Annotated in this window: 15 protein-coding genes; all 15 read right to left on the bottom strand. The window is 48.6% G+C overall.

Annotated features, from left to right (window positions below; translation table 11 throughout):
- Positions 1–92: 92 nt before the first annotated feature.
- Positions 93–3386 (bottom strand): SusC/RagA family TonB-linked outer membrane protein, encoded by a 3294-nt coding sequence (locus tag ADIS_RS05570; protein ID WP_010853392.1) that lies wholly within the window; start codon positions 3384–3386, stop codon positions 93–95.
- 237 nt (positions 3387–3623) lie between these two features.
- Positions 3624–6212, bottom strand: a complete 2589-nt coding sequence (locus ADIS_RS05565; protein ID WP_010853391.1) for a glycoside hydrolase family protein — start codon at positions 6210–6212, stop codon at positions 3624–3626.
- A gap of 2 nt (positions 6213–6214) precedes the next feature.
- Entirely contained in the window at positions 6215–7846 is a 1632-nt protein-coding gene (locus ADIS_RS05560) for an arylsulfatase (protein ID WP_155907149.1), read from the bottom strand.
- Between the two features lie 86 nt (positions 7847–7932).
- Positions 7933–9354 carry a sulfatase family protein gene (locus ADIS_RS05555; protein WP_155907147.1) on the bottom strand — a complete coding sequence of 474 codons (1422 nt, stop codon included), beginning with the start codon at positions 9352–9354 and terminating at the stop codon, positions 7933–7935.
- A gap of 249 nt (positions 9355–9603) precedes the next feature.
- On the bottom strand, positions 9604–11136 hold the full coding sequence (locus tag ADIS_RS05550) for a glycoside hydrolase family 88 protein (RefSeq protein WP_010853388.1): 1533 nt from the start codon (positions 11134–11136) through the stop codon (positions 9604–9606).
- 123 nt (positions 11137–11259) lie between these two features.
- The gene (locus tag ADIS_RS05545; protein ID WP_162141559.1) at positions 11260–11937 is read right to left on the bottom strand and encodes an SGNH/GDSL hydrolase family protein; all 678 of its coding nucleotides are present in this window, start codon (positions 11935–11937) and stop codon (positions 11260–11262) included.
- A gap of 279 nt (positions 11938–12216) precedes the next feature.
- Positions 12217–13620 carry a sulfatase-like hydrolase/transferase gene (locus tag ADIS_RS05540; RefSeq protein ID WP_010853386.1) on the bottom strand — a complete coding sequence of 468 codons (1404 nt, stop codon included), beginning with the start codon at positions 13618–13620 and terminating at the stop codon, positions 12217–12219.
- Between the two features lie 101 nt (positions 13621–13721).
- A complete protein-coding gene (locus tag ADIS_RS22900) occupies positions 13722–13871 on the bottom strand; it encodes a hypothetical protein (RefSeq protein ID WP_010853385.1) in 150 nt (49 codons plus the stop codon).
- 59 nt (positions 13872–13930) lie between these two features.
- Positions 13931–14785: a sulfatase-like hydrolase/transferase gene (locus tag ADIS_RS05535; RefSeq protein ID WP_162141558.1), complete on the bottom strand. Its 855-nt coding sequence runs from the start codon at positions 14783–14785 to the stop codon at positions 13931–13933.
- Between the two features lie 35 nt (positions 14786–14820).
- A complete protein-coding gene (locus ADIS_RS05530; RefSeq protein WP_202900554.1) occupies positions 14821–16377 on the bottom strand; it encodes a hypothetical protein in 1557 nt (518 codons plus the stop codon).
- 146 nt (positions 16378–16523) lie between these two features.
- Positions 16524–18551 carry a hypothetical protein gene (locus tag ADIS_RS05525; RefSeq protein ID WP_010853382.1) on the bottom strand — a complete coding sequence of 676 codons (2028 nt, stop codon included), beginning with the start codon at positions 18549–18551 and terminating at the stop codon, positions 16524–16526.
- 361 nt (positions 18552–18912) lie between these two features.
- Complete coding sequence (locus ADIS_RS05520) at positions 18913–22416, bottom strand: sulfatase-like hydrolase/transferase (protein ID WP_010853380.1); 3504 nt, start codon at positions 22414–22416, stop codon at positions 18913–18915.
- 225 nt (positions 22417–22641) lie between these two features.
- The gene (locus tag ADIS_RS05515) at positions 22642–23715 is read right to left on the bottom strand and encodes a methyltransferase domain-containing protein (RefSeq protein ID WP_010853379.1); all 1074 of its coding nucleotides are present in this window, start codon (positions 23713–23715) and stop codon (positions 22642–22644) included.
- Position 23716: 1 nt separating this feature from the next.
- The gene (locus tag ADIS_RS05510; RefSeq protein WP_010853378.1) at positions 23717–24241 is read right to left on the bottom strand and encodes a hypothetical protein; all 525 of its coding nucleotides are present in this window, start codon (positions 24239–24241) and stop codon (positions 23717–23719) included.
- Positions 24242–24301: 60 nt separating this feature from the next.
- Positions 24302–24730, bottom strand: a complete 429-nt coding sequence (locus ADIS_RS05505) for a hemerythrin domain-containing protein (RefSeq protein WP_035804790.1) — start codon at positions 24728–24730, stop codon at positions 24302–24304.
- Between the last annotated feature and the right edge of the window lie 18 nt (positions 24731–24748).

The following is a 24748-nucleotide window of genomic DNA, read 5'->3' as shown; positions in this document are numbered from 1 at the left end:
CTGCCTACCGGTAGGCAGGTCGCATAGTGTATACTAACGCCAGTGTTTAACCGGTTAATTGCGATCGATTTCATGAATGTCTAAGCTATTGATTAAAACGATACATTAACCCCCAATGAATATACTCTCGGTATAGGGTATTCAGTATGGGTGAAGCCTCTACGGATATGGTTATTGCCACTACCACCTTGCTCGGGATCATACCCTATGAAATTGTCCCAAGAGAACAGGTTGTTTCCATTGAAGAACACCCTTGCGGTGGCTAACCCGATACGATTTGCAAAATTGCGGGGAAGGTTATACCCTAGTGTTATATCCTTCAGCTTGACATAAGTCGCGCTCTCTATCCAATAACTGGAAGGCTGATTGTTCATACCGGTAAGATCGGTACTGAGCTTATAGTAGTAGGAATCCGGATTTTCCGGTGTCCATGCATCGGCCATAAAGTCAAGAAAATTACGTCCCCCGTGAAACCAAACAGAACGCCGTCTCATCAGATTGACTTTTTCTCCTCCTACCACTGAAACTACCAATACGCTTAGATCAAAGCCTTTCCAGGTCACACGGTTGTTCATAGACCAGATGAAATCCGGCTGGGCGTTTCCTATAAGGGTTCGGTCCTCAGTCGTTATTACACCATCTCCATCCACGTCCCTATACCTGGCATCTCCAGGTTCTGCGCCGGGAAAGGATGGAGTTGCGTCGATATGCGCTTGGTCACGATAGGTTCCAAGGTAGTCGTATCCGAAAAACTGAAACAATGGCTGTCCTACATAGGTACGCACCTGCAATCCAAATGACTGGGCGGGTATCAGGTATTCCTCACCTCCCAGATCCAGTACCTTTCCTCTGTTCAACGAGAAATTCGTGTTGGTAGTCCACGTCACTTTACCCACCGTATTCCTCGTGGTCAAAGCAAGTTCCATCCCTTTATTTTCAACCGTTCCCGTATTTTGCATCAATGAGGTAAATCCTGTCAACGATGAAATGGGGAGGTTTAACAAAAGGTCGGCGGTACGTGAATTGTAAAAATCAGCTACCAAGTTCACCCGGTTGTTAAATAGTTCAACATCAAACCCAACGTTGAACTGCCCGGTCCGCTCCCATCGCAGTTCGGGGTTGGGAAGCGCTGCCTTTTGGAAAAAGGCTGTCATCTGATCACCGATAGGGGCAAATCCCTGGGCCAACGAGGGCACCCACAAATAATCGCTGAAGTTGTCGTTACCTACAAGGCCGTAGCTGGCTCGCAGCTTGAAAAATTCCAGGAAGCTTGTCCCCTTCATAAAGTCTTCGTCACTTACAATCCAACCCGCACCCACAGAGGGGAAGTAGCCAAACTTGTAATCTGTTCCAAAGCGTGAAGAACCATCCTGACGGATCGTAGCCGTAAGTAAATATTTGTCTTTCAATCCGTAATTTACTCTAGCGAGAGATGACAAAAAACTGGTGGTCATCTCAAAATCATTGGCAACGGTAACATCCCTTCCTTGGCTCAAGAAAGGTGTAATGTCGTTTTCATAGTCCCTTCTAGCCGCATTGAATCCGAACCGATTGCGTTTTTCAGCGATATATCCCCCCGTAAAGTTCAGGCTATGATCACCAAAGACTTTGTTATAGGTAAGCAAATTTTCGAAATACCAACCGTCATTTCGATTCATATTTCTTGCCATATTACCTGCCCTCCAGAAATTCTCAGGAAGGTTATTGTCAACGGTAGTAAAAAAGGAACTGCGTCCCCACTCCTGGTTATAGGTAAAACTTGATCTGAAGTTCAACCCTTCCATCAGCGTGAGTTCACCCCAAATATTACCTTGTACAAAGTTGTTTTCACTTCTCTTTATGTCCCTCATGTGAGCATAAGGATTCGCTGCAGTATTAAAGTAAAGCCCTTCAAAATTGCTCATCGCAGGCGTAGTTGAAGGATACCTTGAATCATTGACGATGGTCAGCGGACCACCTGCATACCCTTGCTCGGTAACCTGCGGAAATATGGGAGGAAACTCAATACCATGCTGTACGATCGACCAGTCTTCCGGATCATTTCTTATGTAAGTCAAGCGGTTGTTTATGTTCATTCCCGCTTTAAACCATTTACTGAACCTGTTTTCGATTTTTGCGTTGAGGTGTACCATTTTATGGTTGTGGTCATTGTCCACGATACCATCCTGATCGGTATAGCTTCCCGCAAAATAATAGGTGAGTGTTTCGGTGCCTCCCGACCCGGTCAGGTTGATCTTATGCATGGGTGCATTTCTAAAGGTTACGTCCTGCCAATCGGTGTCGGGCCAACTGGCACGTACATTGGGATCATCCCACTCCTGAGGCCAGGTATACCGAATATGTCCCCGGGCAGCAACCGTATTGGGTGCGTTGGGGTCACCTCCCCTACGAACCACCCATGCATTTTGGGCAGCGGTCATTACAGACTCCATGTATTGCTGTGCGTTCATCATTGGAACTCTCCGAGGCAACTGTTGAACCGACGTCGTATGGTTCACCGTAAAGTTGCTGGATCCGGATTTAGCCCGCTTTGTGGTAACCAAAACCACACCTGCACCACCTCTGGAACCATAAATCGCAGCAGCAGAAGCATCCTTTAACACTTCAATGGACTCGATTACCATCGGATCGATGACCCCAAGATCTGCCATATCAGCCTGCGGCACACCATCGATAACCAATAATGGCAACTGTCCCGCGGAGATTGAATTCAGCCCCCGTACCTGAATTGACGGCCCGGCACCTGGTCGTCCAGACCCTTGCACAATCTGTACACCCGAAATTTGACCTTGAAGGGCATCCCCCAAGTTGGACATAGGCCGGCTTAACACATCGTCCGCATTCAGTGAAGATACCGCTCCAGTGAGGTCTCTCTTTTTGACCGTACCAAACCCAACGACTACCACTTCGTCCAGAGCGGACAATTCCGACTTGAGGGTGACGTTGATCTGGGCACGGTTATCCACCCTGATTCTCACCGGATCAAACCCTATGTATGAAAAAATCAGGGTGCTACCCACAGGTGCTGAGATCGTATAATTTCCGTCCAAATCTGTCACGGTTCCCATGGTAGTCCCCTCCAGCGCAACCGAGGCTCCCGGTAGCGGCTCTCCCGATTCATCGGTTACGGTTCCTCTAACTTGATTATCACTCTGGAACTCGAAAAAATCGGCTTCGATTCCCAGATTTTCAAGTGTATACAGTCCTGCATTCGTATATACAAGACCATAACCCATAGGCGCATTCACCCTTGCAAAAGATGAATTAACAGCAACCAACTGCGCTAAAAACAGTAGAATAAAGGTGAAATATACACCTCGTTTCCCACCATCTACCAATTCCTCAAGCGACAATTCCTCGTCGCCATATTTAGTATTTTTTTTCATGGGGTTATAAGTTAGGTTTTAAATAACACCCGAAAGATAGACCCAATTAAATACATAGTCATCCATTATCTTAACTGATACATATACTATCTTAACCAGGATAAAGCCCAGTTTTTATCCAGAATACACATAGAAGATAACTTAGATAAAAAATTTTAATAATTACTATTAATTCTTTTAAAAAAGAATTGAAGTACCTTTGCATAAAAAAATGCGGCATAGCATGTACATGAAAAATCAATGCCCCGATATCTCCAAAACCCTCATTGAATATGGTGGAAAATCAATTTCTACTTCACCGTGATTAAACGGAATATCGATCGACTTCCCTGTTGCATCATAGTTCCTTAGTGAAAAGGGTTTACTTTTGACCGACTCGTGAGGAAGATTGACCTTTAGTTGTTCCGTACGCCCGTGGGCACTGTTGTTCAATAGAATTATATAGTATACCTCTTCCTCCTCTGCACGAGCTCCTAAATAATCTAAATAGGGACTGGAACCGGAGACCAACTCCTTTTGAAAAAACAGAGAAGCGGATTTGCCAAAAATCTCACCCTTTTGGAAGCCTACTGTCTTGTGCGGCCCTACCTTGGGTGTAAAAAATCCCATCGGAAACGATAGTGCACCAGCACTACGGTAGGCAACTTCAGCTACCAAATAGTCGGTGAGCATGCCTATTTGCCACCACGCATGGTGTGGAAATTTACCTGCTCCGGCATTCATGCTTGCCCAGTAATACGATGCTACCTTATTTTCCGGATGTAAAAAAGCGTCTCGACCCCAGATGGCCGTACGTGCCAACATGGCAAAGTAGGGATCACCTGTAAGTTGGGAAACACGTAAAAACAGCCCGGCATGACTGGCCAGTAAAATGGGGCCTCTCCCGGTCGCTGAACCCAAATTACCACCATGTTCGAACCCCAAACCTACCTGACTGATCGCCCAATCAGGCACCTCACGACCATTGACTACCTTACTTCTTTTATCTGGGATGGGGTGGGTATAGATCGAGGAAGTATAAATGCGGGCTGTGAATACCGCAGCCTCTTTGTAGGTCTCGTTTCCGGTGATTTCCCATAAATCCAACAGGGCCTGGGCAACCTGAGCGGTCGCAAAGTCATTCACAAACCGGGTGTCCCCACAAACACCGGTAAAGTAGCCGTTTTGCACGCCTTCCTCTAACAGCCAATTCGCACCCTTAATGGCAGCTTCGAGGTACCGCTGATCTCCCAAGATACGGTAGGCTACCAGCAACCCGTAGAAGGTAGGCCGGTAATCCTTTAAGTCCTGGTAAACCTCTGTCTTTCCGTCTTTAAGGTAACCGGCTGCCCAGCTGCCATCGGATTTCTGCCAATTCAGCAGGCGCTCCGCTCCCAAACTCAGAACCTCCCTTAGCTCTTCGTCATGGGGGTCAAAAAGCAAAATGTTTCCGAGGTCCAGCATATTATAATAGGTTAACGCTATGGGTTCGGTATGATCTCCCCATTCTTCCACCCACTTATCGCTTTTGCTGAGATAATATTGGCCCTTGATCGCTCCACTGATCTTGCTGCCCTCTCCTTCGATCTGTTGCAGCTTGAAATTCCGAATTAGCGGCAGTCGCTTTGTTTTCAAGTCGGTCAAGTTGGTCAGGTTTGCCATCATCCACATGGCACCGATATCTGAATTCTTGGTAGCATCCCCTGAGGAACTCTCTACACCTCCCAAATAAGATTGCGCGCCAATCTTCATGCCCCCACTTTGCATCTCATTCCACATAGAAGTTTCATCGTCCAAGGAGTAGTCAAGTAGATTGAAAATTCGATGCGTAAGTGAAAGGGACGATTCCTTTAGGGACAAAAAATTCTCCAACTGATAGTCCTGTGTTGCTGTTTGCTTGAGAAGGGAGAACCAATCTTGGTCGGTTACGGTATATTTACAGGTAAAGGAAACCCGATCGCCCGGTGCCAGCTTTGCCGAAGAATGGTTTAGTAAAGGGTAATAGGCCGTTGGGGTCAGCCTCCCATTCCGGTTCATATGGGAAAGCCCCAAGCGGGTATCTAGGTGGGTCGATTGATCGGTTGCCCAGGGATCACGACCGTAACCAGGCAGTACCGAGACGGAATAGCTGACTCCCTGTCGATTACTTAGAATGGAGGTGAGGGTGGTGAGGGTATTTTCCCTTGCTATATAAGGTATAGCGGGCAAACCCTGCGCGTATACCAAGGAAGAAGGAAGATCATCGGTGATTTGGCGACCTTGGTAATGTCCCGGTACAATGCCCCATGCCAATTCGTCAGGTTCGGTATAGAACAAATCCGGAGAGGCCAAACTGTAATAACCGGGTTGAGAAGCTTCCAACGAAATGGTAACGATAAATGCCCCTTCCCTATCCCTGTCGATTTCCCAAGCAGCTTCAACTCGGCCTATTTCCAACTCACGGCTGAAAACCAACGCATTCCCCTCCGACCTTACATTTTCTGGAAAAAAGGAAAATGCTGTGCCCGCCGTATTCAATCGTACCGGATCCAATACCTGCCTCCAGGAAGACTGAATATAGGTGAACTCCTTATCGGGAAAGGGCTTGCCTTGGTTGTTGTAGATAACGGTATCAACCGGGCCTGCGGGTAAGTCCGGACTGAACAATACGGTCATCATTCCAGACGGTGCATTCACGGCAACCTTTCCCCCCGAAGGTTTGGAAAAAAGAACTTCACTGATTTTCCAACCGCTGGAACTCTCCTCCCAAGATAGTCTAACCGGCCCATTTTGGAGCGAGGGGTCGGTGGTACAGGAAACCAAGCATGCTATCAGATAGATGAGAACAAATACAGATCGTTTTTCCATCGCTATCTCCTTACCGGCCATTTTACCACTCCTACCCGATCGGCCCAAGCCTCATATTGGCCCACCATTTTCTCCAGCAGGTCGGGATGCTTTGTGGCAAGATCATCTTGTTCGGTGCGGTCGTTCTCCATGTCATACAGCTCCCAAGCCCCATCAGAACCGCGCCGTTCTACTATCTTCCATTTGCCGTCTCTGAAGCCTCTATTTCCTTCATGTTCCCAACCTATGGGGCTCCGGTTAAAAGTTTGATTATTAAAAATCGGCACCAAACTCTGTCCTTCCATTGGGGTGATATTTTCCCCCTTATACACGGTAGGGTACACACCACCGGCCACCTCCAGCAATGTAGGCATGATATCCACAATATGCCCGAGGTGATCGGACGCCCTCGATGCATCTTTGATACCTGCGGGCCAAAAAGCAATGAGTGGCGTAGAAATCCCCCCCTCGTGTATATAGTGCTTATACAGCTTAAAAGGGGTATTGCTTACGCTGGCCCATTCAGCGGCGTAACTCATATAAGTGCTTTCAGGGCCGGGAAAAGCACTGACGTCGTTGCCCCGTAGGAGCGGTGATCCATCCCGTTGGGTGTCCGGAAAATGCAAAGAACGGGGCCACTTATCGGTAAGTACCTCGTGGCAGCCTCCATTGTCATGCAGAAACAATATCAAGGTGTTTTCCAATTGATCAGTTTCTTCCAACGCGTTCAAAAGGCGACCTATTCCCTGATCCATGCGATCAACCATGGCTGCATACACCTCCATACAGGCTGCCCACCAGTCTTTGTGTTCGGTGTCTTCCCATTCCAATAGGTCAGGGTCTCTGCCTTCTAGGCTCCATTCAGGATGAATCAGTCCCAGTTCCTTCATTCTACGCATTCGCTCAGCCCGAATGCCTTCCCATCCCACGTCATACCTGCCTTTGTATTTTTGGATATCTACCGGAAGCGCGTGAAGCGGCCAATGAGGCGCTGTATAGGATATATAGCCAAAGAAAGGCGACTCGGTGCCCTTTTCGGCATGGTTTCGAATAGCCGAAACAGCGTAGTCACTGATCGCATCCGTGTAGTAAAAAACCTCCGGTGCTTCTACAGGTGTATTGTTCAAGGTAAGCGTGGAGGGGTTATAGTAGCTTCCAGCCCCGTGTATGGTTCCAAAAAATTGGTCAAAGCCCCGTTGGAGCGGCCAGTTGTGCTTCGACGTATGAATACGTTGATCTTCCGTCAGCCATGTTCGCCAGGTGTCCACATGCTTGGTTACATGCCATTTACCTGACACAAAAGTTTCATAACCAGACGCTTTTAAGGCCTCCCCAAGCGTGACACATTGCGCATTTAAATCCCCCCGGTAACCTGGCAAGCCTAGGTCATTGGTCATATCGCCAATTCCAGCTTGGTGGGGGTACAGGCCAGTAAGTAGCGAAGCCCGTGTAGGGCAGCAGCGTGCCGCATTGTAAAACTGCGTGAACCTGATCCCTTCCGCTGCCATTCGATCTAGATGAGGGGTTTCTATCTCTCCGCCAAAGCTTCCCAGATCGGAATACCCCATGTCATCTGCCATGATCAACAGTATATTGGGCCGCTGCTGTGCGATTACCGAAGTGGCTCCAAAAAGCAAAGCTAATACCAACCACATACCTCTGCCAATTATACCCATAACAAATATCCGTTTTTCACAACTGATTTACATAAATCAAAAAGATGCCCTGCATTCCACTCCAATCAGAATCCCTCAAACCAATCGTTTTCGAACAACTGCCGCATTTCTTCCAGTCCCTGCTGATACAGGGGATCGTTGGTGAAATGGGTCGTCTCATACCTATCCTTGTTCAAATCCATGAGGCGTTCTTCAAAGCCCGCCGCATCGTAGCGAATATATTTGAGGCCGTTGGCATGCAAAACCGCCCGGCTTATCTCCCCCTCTATGCCCAAGGATTCACGCCAAGTCGTCTTCTTTCCCTCGAACAGCGGGCGTAGGCTTTTGCCCCTAGCATCTGCCACCGCCGCTACGCCCGCATAATCCCCCACCGTGGGTAACAGATCCAGACCGAGGGAGACCAAATGCAAACTATCCACCTGTCCAGGCTTAATTTGGCCCTTCCACATGGCGGCAAAGGGAATTTTAACGGATTCCTCGTAGAGTACATTTTTATGTTCCAAGCGGTGGGAGCCATCGTTTTCACCATGATCGCTGGAGAAAATCACCAGCGTATTTTTTTCCTGTCCTGACTCGCGAAGGGCATCCAGTATCACCTGCACCTGCCGATCTGCCATTTCGGTCAGGCGGGCATAGGCCCAGCGGTGCATTCTCCATTGCTCCTCGGTATATTCCTCGCGGGCCCTGCGTCTGAAGGATCTCGGATCCCTATCCAAGAACACCGAAATTGCCTTTGCCTCGTCTTCCTGTATGTCGAAATTTGGAGGTAAAGGCGGGCAATAGGTATTGAAAAACGTGTCCCTATCAATCCCCTCGGGGATTCGTAGGGCGTTGTCCAAATTCTCCAGCGCCGCACTGGCGTTTTGTTGAAGGCGCAGAAGGGAAAGTGAATCCGCAAAATCACGGATGGCCATGTAACAGATGTCATGGGGGTTTACTATCGACACCATCAAAAAATAGGGTTTTGATTGGGGTTGCCGGATAAATTGCGCCGCCTTTTCGGCTAACTCGTCCCTTCCGTCTTCCGTCAATATCCTAAAACCCAACCGTTCCGGATGCAGCGGGGCAGGAAAATGCTGCTTACCACCAAGTACCAATTCATAGCCGGCCTCTTTGAGATAAGCCGGTAAACTGGTTTCGTATACCAGGTCCGAAACCTCTGCGATGTTTACCGAAGTTGCATTATTTCGCGCCTGTCTTCTATTCTTGTCGTAAAAATATCCTGGAAACCGTCCCGTTATCATACTGACTCGAGAGGGAGAACAAACAGGATTTGTCGCGTAGACCCTAGTAAACCGGATGCCGTTATTTGCAATGTAATCCATGGCCGGTGTATGGACATACGGGTTACCGGAACTACTCATCATCGACTCGCGTTGCTGGTCTGTAACAATAAAAATGATATTGGGTGCGGTCCTTTGCTCATGGCAGGCCGACAAAACCAAAACCATACACACTCCACACAACAGAAATTTTCTAAACCTCATCGCATTTTGTTTTCGACAAGAGGACTGGGCACCCCCTCAAAACCATAACCAAATTAGAAATTCCTGGGATAGACCTATCATCTATCACAACGTGTTGGATTTTCTGACCTAAAAATACAGGGTAATGGTGGAGAAGGGTTGCATCATGTTAGCCAAAAAATGTACTATTTTACCCCGATGCAAAATTCCATCGACCCAGCATCACCCCATGAATGAAAAAAAGCTTGCCTGCGGCCGGTCATTGTTGCTTCATAACGGATCGGGTAAGGATGCAATCAGCTGGGCATAGAGTCCCGAAGCATAGGAAGAGATGACCCGGTAGCCGCTTTTTTGGAGCTCTTCCCCTCCCTTATTGGACTGCGCCGTGCCCGAAATCATTCCATCCGGGGTCAAATAAGATTTCACTGCATTCTTTGTCTTTATTAGCTGCTTGGTCACATCAGTGGGGAGTATCCCATTCTTTTGCCCCAAAGCGATCGCCGCGGCAATGCCCAAGGAACCGGAAGTATCATAGCCGGTCTCAGGCTGTGCCAAGTAACAATACCAAAGCCCATTCTTTTGCTGGTAGTGCAACGCCCATTCGACTGAAGAAAGGTACAAGCGCTTGATGGTTTCAAGACCTGGCAGGCCACGAAACTCCGAGTGATTATGTAATGCCATCCAACTCCTTACCAAACCTTGCATATACCAGGCCACCCCTCTGGCCCAACTTTCGAAAGAAACCATGCCATCACTCGTTTCCCGTTGGTAAATGTGCCCATTTTTTACCAGTCGATCACTTCGGATCAAGAGATGGTGAATGGCCAATTCTGCCAAATCCTTATGATATCTAGCGGCGGCTGCTTCCGCCATTGGATAGGCTAATGTATAGCAACCCTCTGTGGTCAGGTTGTTTTCCTCCCTAAGATCATTCATGCAGTAGGTAATCAATAGGTCTACTGCCGGATGATCGGGGTACAGTTTGGTAATGACGGCTATCGGTAAGGGGCATTCAATTCCATAGATTAGATCATATAAAATTTGGCTGCGGGGCCCCTCATAGTTAAGCCTTCGATGTTCGTCAAAAAACAGGGCAAGATGCTGGTCAATCACCCGCTTGGCCAATGGATTGGAAGTGCTTTTGAACATGTCATACAAGCCGTCCAGCACGCAGCCCTCCATCCAACCAAACTGCTGAATGGAATTGATGGAATAAAAACTGGAAAAGAAATTATTCAACGTGGGATTGTCGGTGGAATGGGAAAGCAAGTGGGCCGTCAACAGCTGATTGGTTGGATTGTTTGTCCCTCCACTAAAAAACCAAGCAGGCGTACTCCCTTTGACCATTTTGAGAGAAAGGCCCTCTCGACCTATCTTACCATGAAACGCCGGAGGAATAAGCAGTTCAAACACCTGTATCACAATCGGATATCGGATATCCAACGTTCCGATCAATTCGGAAGTCCTTCCCAGGTATACTTCAATGAGCATTTCTTCGCGGATGTCCATGACGCTGCACAACCTCAGTCTAAGCGAGGGATAGGGTACGTCGCCTTCAAGATCAAAAGAAAGGTGAACCGAAGGATCTTCGGTACCTGGCTTCACTGCAAAGGCTTCCCAACCAAACGGAAGTCGCTTGCCTTCGGGTACCTCTATATCCATAGCGGTGATCTGTGAGGCCGGATGATATACCAACCTGGTATTCTTTGAGTGACTTGGATACAGTGAAAATGCATTGGCAGAAACCAACGGAATCGCTGCACTTGTTACCGAAATTGCTTTTAGAAAGTCACGCCTATCCATCACAGTTTATATTTTAACAGAGGTACAATTCACCGTATTACATCTCTCCATGGGATATTTGCCAGAACACCGCTTTGCGGCACTATTGGGAGGGTGGTCTTTCCACCTTCATCACCCCGTTCATCATACGCCAATGCCCTGAAATCCCAACGAAGCCGCCATGATTTCTCCTACCAGGCGGTACCCAACTTCGGTCAAATGAATGCCATTGTAGGTCAAGGGCTCATCCGTACGATTCATAAGCCTTTTGCTTTCGCTATATAAATCTACAAAAGGAATATTAAGTTGCTCGGCCACCTCTGCCATCTTGCGCGTATACGCTTTCAGTTGTCCGTTATGAGCGTCCGGACTGGGAAGAAGACCGCCGATTTCCTCGTGGTAGATGGGTGAAAACAAGATTACCTGAGGAGGTGATTTTCCGTTGTGGGCTTCAGTTGAAATTTTTTGCAGATAAGACCTTAGGTTTTGCTCGAATCCCGGCAGGCCATCCGCTCCCTGAAAAGCTTCGTTCATGCCAAAAAAAGCGAAAATATAATCCGGCTTATGGTAGCCCAGGTTTTCTTCCAAGGAACCAAAATCCAAGGGCCTAGGCTGTAGGTCTACCTCATCCCCACTCCACCCCAGATTGCGGACTACCAGCTTTCTGTCCGGAAAATTTCTGTACAGGAAGGTTTCGAAATAGTTGGTGTTCTGCAGCTGCTCCGCAAAGGTATTTCCTACTATTACGATGCGTCCGTTGGTTGGAGGATCAAAGGCAACCGGCTTGGATCGGCTGGCACAAGAAACAATAAATGATCCCATGATGAACGTAAAAAATATATAGCTTAGGAACTTGTAGGGATTTTGGGCAGGCATCGGGTCTTTTGGGTAGGAAATTAGAATTGCCTAAAAATAAACGAATTATCTCCTTAAATCAAAAATAATATTACCATGGCCGTTAACCGATGTTGAATCGGTCTTGGGGATAGGATTAGGGTTTTCCATGGAGAATCCCCTAGCCTACCTTATATATTGGAAGATGGATAATCCAATGACCCGCTATCCAGGGAGATTCATTAATTTTGCATTTGTTCTCTTGACTTATTCGGCTCCCAAAATCGCTCCATAGCCGCCATAGGGAAAATGCGGATTGGGTAGGTGCTCCTTTAGGACAATCTCCTCCATCTCCCGAACCAACATCGGGTACTGTGCAGAAATATCGACGCTTTCTGAAATATCCTGTGACAGATCATACAATTCCATCTTTGAATCAACTCCATACCGAACGCCCTTCATATTGCCTATACGAACAGACTGCCTAAAGTTGGTAGATGGCCTGCCGTACATGTTAAACTCCCAAACAAGGTATTCCCGCGGTGTAGGAGGCCTGCCAACTAGACTGGGCAAAAAGGAAACACCGTTTGACTGGGCAGGCACTTCTATCCCGGCCACTTCGGCAAAGGTGGGCATGATATCCTGACCGGAAAAAGGTGTTGCTTCCACCGATCCGGCCATCGTCCTTCCTTCCCAATAGGCAATAGCCGGCACCCGAAGGCCACCTTCGTACGTATCTCGCTTTTTGCCGCGTAATTCGCCGGTGCTGTTAAAATAGGTGTGATCATGGCCCAATTCACCATGTGCTCCATTGTCGCTCGTGAATACGATCAGGGTATTTTCCAAAATCCCCATATCTTCGAGCTTTTTCAACAGTCTACCGACCTGCTTGTCAAGCAGGGTGATTTTCGCTGCGTGGGTACGCTCAATCTCCGGCCATCCTTGGTCTGCATAAAGGTCCTTGTTTCGGACCGTCTTCTCGTGTGCGTGGGGAGCTCTATACGACATAAAAAGGAAAATAGGTTCCTCCATGTCCACCTCGTCTAGGTATCCCAATGCGATATCGGTGCGAAATTCATCTAGGCAGTCGTAGGCTGTCTGATCGTAGTAGATGGAATCCTGCTTTCCATTTACCCAGTGCATTTTTTCATCGTACACAATTCCCCCCGGACAAGAACCAAATTGCTCCTGAACCGCAAAATCAAACCCTCTGTGGTAGGCCCAGGTTTCCACATGGCAGTCGTCCAGATGCCACTTACCGATAAATGCCGTTTGATAACCCGCTCCACGAAGCATCTCCCCAAGGGTCAGTTCATCCGCACGCAACGCCACACGATCAAATCGCCCGGTTTCGGGGTTATAGCCGATATTTCCTCGGATGGTGGCGGTGCCAGAATGTTTCCCGGTGAGTATAACCGCACGCGAGGGGCCGCAGATCGGGCTTCCTGCATAAAAATTGGTAAACCGCACCCCCTTACTGGCGAGTTCATCCAACACGGGTGTTTGGATCATGTTTTGTCCGTAGCTTCCCAGCTCACCATACCCAAGGTCATCTGCCAAAAGGAAGACAATGTTGGGCTTTTTCGGCGAAGGAGTGCGGGTATCCTTTTTAGCACAGGATATAAACCAAAGGGAAAGGAAAACAGCCAGAAAAAGGCCAGCATTCTTCATAACGGTTCAATCAGGTAAATCAAGACAGCTTTTTAATGGGATTGCTACCCAATTAAGTAGCGACTTTAAATGGATGTGACTTATGCTGGAAAAGCACTGTTTTACTCCTCAGAAGGTAAATGACGATTCAAATCCTCCTCCCATTCATCCAAGAGCGCCTTCATCCGATCCACCAGCTCCGGATATTCCGCTGCGTAGTTTTTTTCTTCGGGATGTTCATCATCCAAATTTGCCAAGTAAGGTGATTCCATTTTTTCTTCTTTTTGTGGATGCGGTGAAAATTCACCGGTGGTATCTCGACCATTAAGTATTAGCTTCCATTGTCACTCATGAAAATAATCAGCGTGTTCTCCCTCAGATTAAGGTCTTCAAGTTTATTCATAACCTGCCCTATCAAATCGTCAACTATAGAAACTACCGTGGCATAAGAGCGACGGGGCTCCTCTAAACCTGCATTCTTTGCAACGAAAGCCGAGTCGGGCTGCTCTGGGTAATGGGGCAAATTGAAAGCCATGTATAAAAAGAAGGGATCGTTTTTGCTCGCATCAATAAACTCAATAGCCTTTTCTGTCATCATAGAGGGAAAATAGGTCCCTGGAGCAAAAACCTCTTTGTTATCAGACCAAAGGTCATGAAACCCCTTGCCATGCAAAAAATAATGAAAGTAGTTATCAATAAAGCCACTTCTGTGTCCAAAAAATGTATCAAACCCCTGTTCAAGTGGTCCATTCTCTAACGAAGCTCCCAGATGCCATTTACCGAAAAGTGCGGTTCTGTATCCGTTATCTTTCAATACTTCGGCAATGGTCACCTCATCAAGGGGCATGTTTCTGCCTTTCTCCAAGTCATGTGGGTTGTTTTGGGTCCAGTCTCCTATCCCTGACCGTTGGGGATGCCTGCCTGTAAGCAAAGCAGCCCTACTGGGACAGCAAACCGTATGGGCATAAGCTTTTGTGAAACGTATTCCGGTACTGCCCAACCTGTCAATATTCGGGGTAAACAGGTCATCGGCTCCATAACAAACTGCATCAAGGGTACCTTGGTCATCGGTAAAAAAGATGATCACATTGGGTTTTTTATCCTCTGGGTGGCTGCAAGCCTCCAATAAGAAAAAACAACATAGTAAACCAGCTAGGCGGGACGAAAGGAACCTACACTCTTTCATAAATTTTACCTGTTTGTTAAAATCTTTGTTTAAGCTCATTCCAATCCCTGCTGGGTCACAATGGGCACATAGCCTACCTCAAATCCAGCCGGAGGCTGTACGATCAGTGCCGGATCAATGTCCGCCAGTTCTCCGATCAATGGCGGAGGAAGGTATTCTCGCTCCTTCGTCCAATGCCTGTGAAGCAACTCTGCTCGCCGTTGCATTTCCTCCCGCTCCTCTTTGGTAAGATCCGCATTCAGCAGGGCCGGCTGATCGGCGAAACGGTACCAATAATAGGTAACGGTACTGCCATCCCCTAATTTCGACTTAAAAGGACCAGCTACCGGACCCGGGGTCTTCCAGCTGCTTTCCGGCTCTACCGGGGTAGTATAGGGAAGGGCATTTCTTTTGTCCTTGCTATTAAAGTCTACGGCATGCAGTCCCGTTTCAACAGGTACATCCTTAGGGGCCACGGCTACCCACTCTCCCTTGTCATCCTCCTCCTTTTTCACCAGCTTATAGTATTCCGGAAGTATCACCAAGGAGCGGGAGCCAACGTCCCTTTTTGTGACTAGGTCTCCCGCCCAATACACCCTCAGGGTAGCCGAATCTGTGACGCTGGCATCCAAATACGACGTAATATTCATCAAGGCACGTTTATCCTTCTCGATATGTTCCCCAAAAAAGCTCCAGTTTGACCTGACTCCCTGTTTGAATCGTTGCATGGCTGCCTGCTCCGTGTTGATTACACCACTGGCAACCGGTCCGCCTTTAAACCAAGCTTCCACATCATCCCAGAGTGCCTTCTTCCTGTAGACCATTAGACGGTGCAATAAGTCCGACACCCCGTCTGAACCTACCGGGTATTGTGTGGGTGCGGTTCGGGCGAAGACCTGGCCTGTGGCATCGGTAGCCTCTTTCGAATAGATGTGCTGGGTCTCCATTTGAAAGGGTTTATTGGCTTTTGAGGGTCGCTGATCTAAAAACAAACCCGCTAAGCGCGGATCCTCGGCAGAGGCCTGCGTCCAGAAATAGGGGGTGAAGAAAGCTACCGGTCCTTTGAAATTACCCGTATTGAAAAATAAGGTCCAGCATTGATTTCCGGTTGGAACCGCTGTGCCGGCTGTCGTTGTCTTCGGCTCCATAAGCGGCAAAGGCAGGTACCCACTACCGAACAGCTCACCGGAAGTTCCCTGTTTTAGGTTGAGCCCATCTGGAGGCCACAATACCCAGGGGCTCAATTGCGCCACGCCGTACTTCCCTTTCGGATCGTCCCAGTCTCTGCCCCTTCCTGCTCCGGGCCCATTCGCCCACCCGGCAAAATTCAACTGCACACCGCCCATAATAAATTTGGGCGTTTCCGTCGCAAACTCGGTATCCCGCCACCATCCCAGTCCTCCTTCGATGTTTGTATAAAACCGCTCTATCGGTAGGGGGCCATCCTGTTGCGGATGCATCCAGGTACCAAAGAGTCCCGACTGAAAGCTCCTCCCCGGATATTCCTTGACCAGTGGCCATGCCGCCATATACATCGAATAGCCCGCGTTGTAGGATTCGTCTACCTCCTCCAGTTGGGTAATCAAGTAGCCACCTACATGTATATCACGCATTGCCTGCCCCTGATTGGTTTGTTGTGCGGAAACAAGGGCCATGGACAAAAAAAGCAAGGACCAGACCGCTAAAATTCCCCTGGTTACTATTCGACCATGCATCCTTTTTATAGTTAAATTATTTCGGTTTTTACAAAGCTTATCTCTTATCGAACCTCCAAGGCCTTTCGTGTCGCTTGAAGGAGTGGCTCAGCACTAAGGGGTTTCCCCGTTGCTTCTATAATCCACTGATCGGGCGTAAGTTTACCAATCTTGCACACCCGAATCAGCTCCTCCGCAAAATCCCCTCCTTCAAACTGTTCTTCCAACTGCATCATGACAATATTGCCCAAAGGATAACTATGCAAATACAAAGCACCGGAGATAAAATGATTGTAAATCGCAAAGATCGGCACGTCCCTGACCCCAAATATCTCTGCAAAATATTCGTTCCAAAGTCCCTTGGCAATATCCATGGTAGCTTCTTTGAGCTCTTCCATAGTGGCATCCGGGTGAAGGTACAACCAATTCCATACCCTGATCTCATGCAAGGCTACCGCTCCGATCTCACATACAAACCAAAATGCAGCCAATGCATTCTGACTCTTTTCCCGGGCACTGTATTCCGCATTGACACCAAGCGCAACCATGCTGCGATAGGCCAATAAGTCCGCCATGGCCTCTGTATAGGGGCTACTCGGAATACCCTTCAAGGAATAATGGTCGGTAATGTACGTGCTGACAATTTGCTCGATGTTGTGCCCGATTTCATGCATGGCTACCCGATAGCCTTTGTAGTTAAGTCCATCCTTTTCAAACCGTGTGCGAAGATGCGCATTGGCGCCGCGCATTTGGGGGCCGTTGGCATGCCCCCCCGACGGGATGGGATCCACTACGATGCGACTGCCAATGAAATCAGCCTCAAACCTGCTAAAGCCGACTTTTTGAAGAATCGCAGGGATGTCCTGCTGAAAGGCCATCGGTGTAGGATACTTTTGACGGAGCACTTGATCTAGCTGATCCATATCGTGATCCGGGGTGTCATTGAAGTTGGTAAACCAGATATCGAAGGGTTCCAGCTTTCTACCCAGATTTTTCTCGATCAAGTTGGCAACTGCCTTTTTTTCCGGTGCCCCAACCACCGACTTAAGGAGTGAGACGATTTTCGCTTCCGAAAGCTGCACATTGTCAAATGTGCGGGATAGGTAAGTTGACCCTGCGGCATATTTGCTGTCCTGTCGCATTTTAGAGGTCATATTGTGATGCAAGACCTGGTATCGGGTATCTGCCTCAGGCGTAAAACTGACTTCAACAAACCGGTTTTCCTCTTTTTTATATACCTTATTTGCTTCGGGTTCCCAATAATAGGGTGTTTCACCAATCATACACGCAGGTATGGTTTGGTGAATGATATGCATCACAATGGTGTTTAGGGTGCGCTGGCTTTGCAGCGGATCCTTTCTGGAATACAGTCCTTTGATCTCATCTCGGAGTCCATTGTGGCTATTCAGCCGTGTGCCGGGAGGAAAAAGCACCTCCATTGTAGGTGAAAGCACCTGATCCATGGAGAGGATATAAAGCGAGGTATAATCCCGCAGTTCGTCAGGTAACCTGAGCGCTTCGGGCTCCTTCGTCGGGTCCACCCTAAAATCAAAACGATCTCCCAACCGAACCATGGCCCATTGCTTGCGCGTCCACTCCGGGCCAAACTGTTCTTTTTCTTCGTGGGTGTAGTAGGGGAAATTCAAGGCGATTGCCAGGGCGAGTTTATTCTTGAAAAAATCCGGTTGAAAGTTTGCCCCTGCAACCATCCGGTCAAGCTCAGTAACCGGACGCAACATCGTGGTGAGCGGGTAATCCAACACCAAAGATAGTTCCCGTCGGTAACCGTTAATCGCCTCAAATTGGGCCTCTGCAATTTCAAAAGCCTTATCAAGTGTTTCACCACTTGGAATAAACTGCTTCATGCAGAAATCATGAAAAGCCACATGATCCCCATCTGCCTCCATCCACAAGGAACGCAGGTGATCCACCCCGCGGGCCAGTCGGTCAGCTTCCGTTTGCCCAAGCCTTTGTACCAGTTCCTCTAGCAATTCATGCTTTTCCAATTCGGAAATAACTGTCGCCGCTTGCTGACCATTACCGGAAAGGACGGCAGAAATAACGACAAAGAATACCAGTAGGAGATTTTTCATAGTTTGATCTAAATCCATACAATAGCCCAATAGCAGCTCAGGCTACACACGGACCCAGACGGTGCTTTGGTACCCCTTGAACAACCCAAGGACCGCACACGCAGGACGCCTAATTTACCTACAGGTAACGCGAAAACCTACCGGCTTTCCCCCCTGCAAATACAGAGAGTACCTGTTCAGTGACATGCTGCATCTGCGACGCCTTGGGAAGATCAATCAACTATTTTCCATCCAAAGTTATCTCCTAGAAAGTCGGTTTCTTTCCAAGATTTTAACCAAACCATGTGCTATTTTACCTCATACCAAACCCATTGCTGGAAATTCAGGAATCAGTAACCTGGCACGGCTCTAAAAAATGTCCTTAAAAAGAATTCACTTGCAGTTCCACCTCGTTGAGGCCGGGAGAAAGGCGGATGGACTCAAACTGTGCATTGACCTTTTCTCCATTTAACGAAACGGCATCGTTTGCACCGTAAGATAAGATCAGATCCGCAGATACATTGGCCGGCAGCTCAATGGTGTACGTTTGCAGGCGGTTGTTTACCCTCCTGTAGCTTGCCTTAACCTGTCCCGTGATAAAAGGAACGGTAATTTCGGTATGTGTCAGGTTGCCCAACTGGGGACGAATTTCCAACCTGCCAGCTCCGGGCGTCCTGGGAATGATGCCCCACATTTTCCGTGCAACGATATTTCCCGGCACCGCACCCCAGGCATGGTTCCAATCGGCATTGGGCTTGTACTTCATATCCCATGCCTCTAGGGTCATCGTAGAACCGATCGCGATCATGTTCCACCAGCTTCGATCGTGGGTGGCGGTCATCAGTTCCAATGCATAATCGGCCTCTCCCGCATTATACAACCCATCCATCAGGTACTGGGAACCATATACACTACAGGCCATTCCGCGGGATTTGATAAACTCGACCACCCTCGGGATATGTTCGGTTGGTACCATGTTAAATGCCAACGGCATCATATTGGCATGAAGTGAAGAATGATCGGTTCCTTCTCCATCGACGTAGATACCTCTATCAGCATCCAGTAGCTTTTCCGTCACGGCTTTCTTTACTTTGGCCGCCATATATTCATATGCCAACTCTTCTTCGGTCCTTCCCAGTAGGCGCGCAAACTCCCCCATTATCTGAAGGTTCCTGTAATAGAGTGCGTTAATCACGGTATTGATAGGCCTAAACACAAACCCGTCCCGTTCCCCCTCGGGGGTTGCCAATTGCCAACCCGTGTCTTTTTGTGCCGGAGGCCAATCGACAATGTCAGCCAGCTTTACATTCGGATCTTTGAATCCGAGCTTCTGCATAAACGCTGGCGTAGCCCGCTCAGAACTGATCAAACCATCCTCCCTTGCCAACTCCATCAGCGTTTTGTGTTTCAGCTCATCGTAATACCTTTCTATCAGCTTCGTATTTCCGGTATAGAGGTAGTCCTCGTAAAACATCAGCGCCACATGCAGCTGCCACTCGGTGGGCCAAGTTGGGTACTCCATAAAATACTCGATGCTCCTGCGGGCTATCGGGTACTCCCAGTCTACCGCATAGTGGCTCAACTGGTTGATATAGGCATCTGCCTCGTAAGGTATTCGCTCCCTGTCCCCATCGATGTAAATACCCGCAAAGGATGTTGCTTTCATGGAATATTTGCAAAGATCCCAGACTTGGTTCAGTACCGTATCCGAACTGTAAAAACTGCTTTGATCCTCCTCAAAATAACCGAAGTAAGCCTGACGGTTAACCTCGATTGGTTGCTTCTTGGCCACAATCTCCGCATAGCGAAAAGGCAATAGCACCGGGAAAGAATCTGGCAAGGCCACCGCGGCCGGGCCGGTATTTCGTTCATCCGGGGGGAGCTTCAACTCGTAGCGCCTTCTTCCGGGACTAACGCCAACCTGTACCTCTTGAAATCGGATATGCCCCTGGGGTATAGTATTGATTCTTCCTGCGTCCAATTGCTCTCCAAGACGAACCGTCACCGTCTCTCTCCTGTCCGCTTCGTACACAAAAGACAAATTGGCAAAAGCAGCCTTTCCAAAATCCGCAAACCAGGTTGATTCGTCGAGTTTACGGAGCGTCTCAGGTGATGTGTTTTCCAACAAAAATCGGTTTGGCGTAGTCAGCTGCCCGCTGCTGTTGCCCACCCGAAATGCCATGGGCTCGGCATAGCGGCCGGTTCGGTTATCCCCGTCCCAAAGCCGGACTTTCCAATAATATAGTTTTCCTTCTTCCAATTCGGGTCCACCATACCGAATAGAGGCAGATTCGCCGCTGATGACCTTCCCACTATCCCACACATCTCCGAGGTTCTGATCACTTTTTAGCTTTGAACTACTCACTAATACCTGATAAGCCGACTGAAAAACCAAGCCAGCCGGCACTTGCCAGCCGAATTCGGGCTGCTTGCTGCCTATCACAAGCCCTGTTGTGTTCCGGATTGTCTCTACGTGCAAATTCATTGGCGCAGCGGTACTTTCGTCGGCAAGATCCACAATAAGCCGATCCAGTGTTTTGCGAAATGTGGCCATTCTGGCCGCGTGCTTCGGGTCCTTTGCGAGGTTATTGGTTTCCAGAGGATCCACTGCCAGATGGTAAAGCTCCTCTACCGACTTGTCGTTTACGTACCGGAAATACTTCCATTCGGCCGTACGCAGGCCCTCACTGGGGGGAATATTCTCAAAATCCCACAAGTGCTCGATTAAAACCGTATCTCTGTTTAACGGCTCTCCCTTTATGACGGGGAGCAGACTTTTGCCTTGGTAGTTTGCAGGAATGGAGACACCCGCAATATCCAAAATAGTGGCAGGGACATCCACATTGGCGGCTATTTCTTGGGAATCCACGTGTTTTGTAAGGCGTGGGTCATAGACCATAAGGGGTACCCGAATGGAATTGTCGTACATCAACCACTTTCCGGCCAATTGGCGCTCTCCGATAAAGTAGCCGTTGTCCCCCATGAAGATAATAACGGTATTCTTATCCAATCCTTTCGCTTCCAGCAGCTGCCGGATCTTGGCGATTTCCAAGTCTATACCGGAAATCATCCGGTAATATCCCTTCATACTATGTTGGTACTTTTCGGGCGTATCGTAACGCCAAGTCCACCGCAATCGGTTAAAGCCCCTTCGCACAAAGTCCGGCTGTGCGAGAAAATACCTATCATCCGCCAGGTCTGGTCCAGCGACCGTCACATCACTAAGCAGGTGATCAACTTCCGGTTGCCAAAAATACTGCAGCTCGGCCGGGTCATGGGCATGGGGCGCACTAAAGGAAAGAGAGAGGCAAAACGGCTCCTCCGGCCTGGCCTTTTCGATGAACTCCAATGCCTGGTGTCCGGTGTAGCGGGTAAGATGAACCGTATCTCCATCAATTGTCTTGAAAAAGTATCCCCGATGGTCCTTGAACTGACCATTACGGTCGTAGGAATCATATTCATCAAACTGCCCTGCCAGGTCTTTATGGTTGACACCATATTTGCCATAAAAGCCTACCCGATAGCCCGCTTCCTTTAAAAGCTTTGGATAAGCGGTTTCCATAAATTCGTTCTTAATAGGGCCGCTTTGAAAATTATAGGCATGGGTACGCTCATAGAGACCGGTAAAAATAGTTGCCCTACTTCCTGCACAGATAGGCGTAGTGACCAGTGCGTTTGGAAAATAGGAGCCTTCCTCAGCAAGCCGGTCCATTTCCGGAGTCTGCACGTATTCATTACCGGCATGCCCCAAAGCATCCCAGCGTTGGTCATCGGTAAGGATGAAGATGATATTGGGTCGTTGCTTCGCTTGGGTGGGTGTTTGCGCTTGGCTTATTATCGGGCTAAAGGCTACGATAAGCAGCAGGGTACAGCAGGTTTTGAGCATGAAAATCGCGGTTATTCTACGGGAAGTCAAGTGATGTAAACACTAATAGTTCAAAACTACAATTTTTATGTTAACAAGCAAGCTTAACTCTAACCATCGTTTACCTCGCAATCTAATCCAACTTATCCACGCAGCGTCGGTTCACTGACCTACTAAAAGCAAAAACATTACCGGGAGAAGTAAAAAACCGGATAGTGAAAAACTATACTATCCAGTTTTGTAGAACTATCTCCCCACCACAAAATAACAATTCATGGGGTCGTGGGGGAGGCGGTTTTCAGTGATTTGGCGGAATCCGGCCGCGCGAAGCATGCGGTTTGCCTGTTCGGTTCCCCACATGGTACCCAGGCCCATCCCGCCCTGCGCCAGTGAAACGGAGGTACAGTGCAGCGTAGAAATGCTGTACAACAATCGTCCGAAGGGATGGTCCAGGTTATTGGCCACTTTTTCCGACGAATCGATATCCTGCATCAAAAAAACGCCGTCATCCAGGAGGCAGTCATACACCGTCGCCAATACCAAATCGGGCCGGGCCTGATCATGAATGGCGTCAAAAGCGGTAATTAAATCAAACTTACCCTCCGGACAGAAGGTGGTCAGATCCGCCTGGATAAAGTGTACATTGTTCAAGCCTTTCTCCCTCACCCGTTGCCTCGCCGCTGTCAAAGGCGCTTCGCAAAGGTCAATGCCCAAAAACCGGGAATTGGGAAAGGTTTCGCCCATCAATACCATGGCTCTGCCAGAGCCGCACCCAATGTCCAGCACGTCGACTCCCGATTCCAGCCTTTCCAGGAGTCCGGGCACCAAAGGCAGAATATGCTCAAAAAGGGCTCCCAAAATAGTCTGACCGCTATCCTCCGCCATCACTTCGTGAAACCTACCGTACTGCTCATAAGGAACACCGCCCCCCTGTTTGAAGCATTGGATCACTTGCTGCTCCACGCCGGCCAAGACGGGGATGTATTGGGCAAACAACGCCAAGTTATCGCCTGGAAACTTCCTGCTCAAAAACTGGGCGTGCTCCGGGGGCAGGTGAAAATAGGTGGAACTGATATCTACCTCCACAATCCTGCCCGCAGCCATGGCATAAAGCCATTCCCTGACATAGCGTTCCAGAAGGCCAGTACTAGCTGCCAATTCCAAAGAGCTGATCGGAGGCACACCTACCATGGCATCAAACAACCCCAACTGATGCCCCATCGAAACCAAGATGCCCAACGCACCCTGATTGATCATTTCAATGATGGACCCTGCAAAGCCCTCGGCTTTTGCAGGATCCATCTCACAGGCCATACACATCTCAGCGAACCAGTTTAATGACCAGACCCACGCGCATCAGTTCCCCCTCGTCACCCAGAAAGGTCATGTCCCAGCTCCAGTCCAGCTGCAGCTCTTGCATCGTAAGCTTCCTTAGGTTGAAAAAGAACCCATTTTCATACAGACCGGGAACCACCAGCTTTAACACTGTACCCTCGTTTTGCAAATGCCAAATTCCCTGCAGCTGCTCACCGGCTACCGTCGCAGAAAGTTGGTCGGAACCGGAAAAGACCAGCTTGGGAGCTACCCCGTCTATAGGCCCCAGAAAATTATCTTGGAGGTACTCCAGTGTAGCACGCTCTGCTACAGTTTCATGTACCTTTAGAACCTCCACACCAAATTCCTGTTTGGTCTTCTCTTCACCATCCACCGTTAGCGCCAGGAACTGGCCTTCGGCAGCCTCCCATTCCCCAATTAGGGGACTCATTGCGGGAACAACGTCTTCCTCTTGGCATGCACCCAAGAGGAATGCGCCCAAGAGCCATAGTTTTACAATATTCGATTTCATTTTTATCTGATTAGTTAACGTTTACTGGCCGCTACCAACCGGCCATCTCTTAATTAATGTTCAGTGTACCAGTGCCCCTTCTTCCAAGGATTCCCTCAGCACGGTAAATGGCCTAGGATCCATTTCCTCACCAATAACCTCCATAAGTGCTTCAAAAAACACCTTGGGCGCATTGGGATCGCTCCCCGGCTGGAGCGCGTTGACCTGGGTTTGAAGCTGTGCGACGAGACCTTCCAGGTATTCGTGTTCTTCATGGTTTTCCTCCGTGCTTCCGGGACACTTTTTCTCCAAATCCGGCAATATCATGTGATCTTCCACGTGGGCGTGTTGCTCCAACAGAAAAAACAGTTCATTGGAAAGCGCCTTCAATTGGTCTACTTCTTTGGGAAGGGTATTGTCCAGGTTGCCGGCCAACAAGGAAACCTTGGCAAGCAGGTACCTCAATCCTTTATGAGGCAATAAGTAGGGGTTTAATCTCATCTTTTCCATGTGTATTACGTTTGAATG

Origin of the sequence: Lunatimonas lonarensis (genome assembly GCF_000390185.1) — a bacterium.
In the GTDB taxonomy this organism is placed as follows: Bacteria; Bacteroidota; Bacteroidia; order Cytophagales; family Cyclobacteriaceae; genus Lunatimonas; species Lunatimonas lonarensis.
This window is presented reverse-complemented; position numbering and strand designations above follow the sequence as displayed.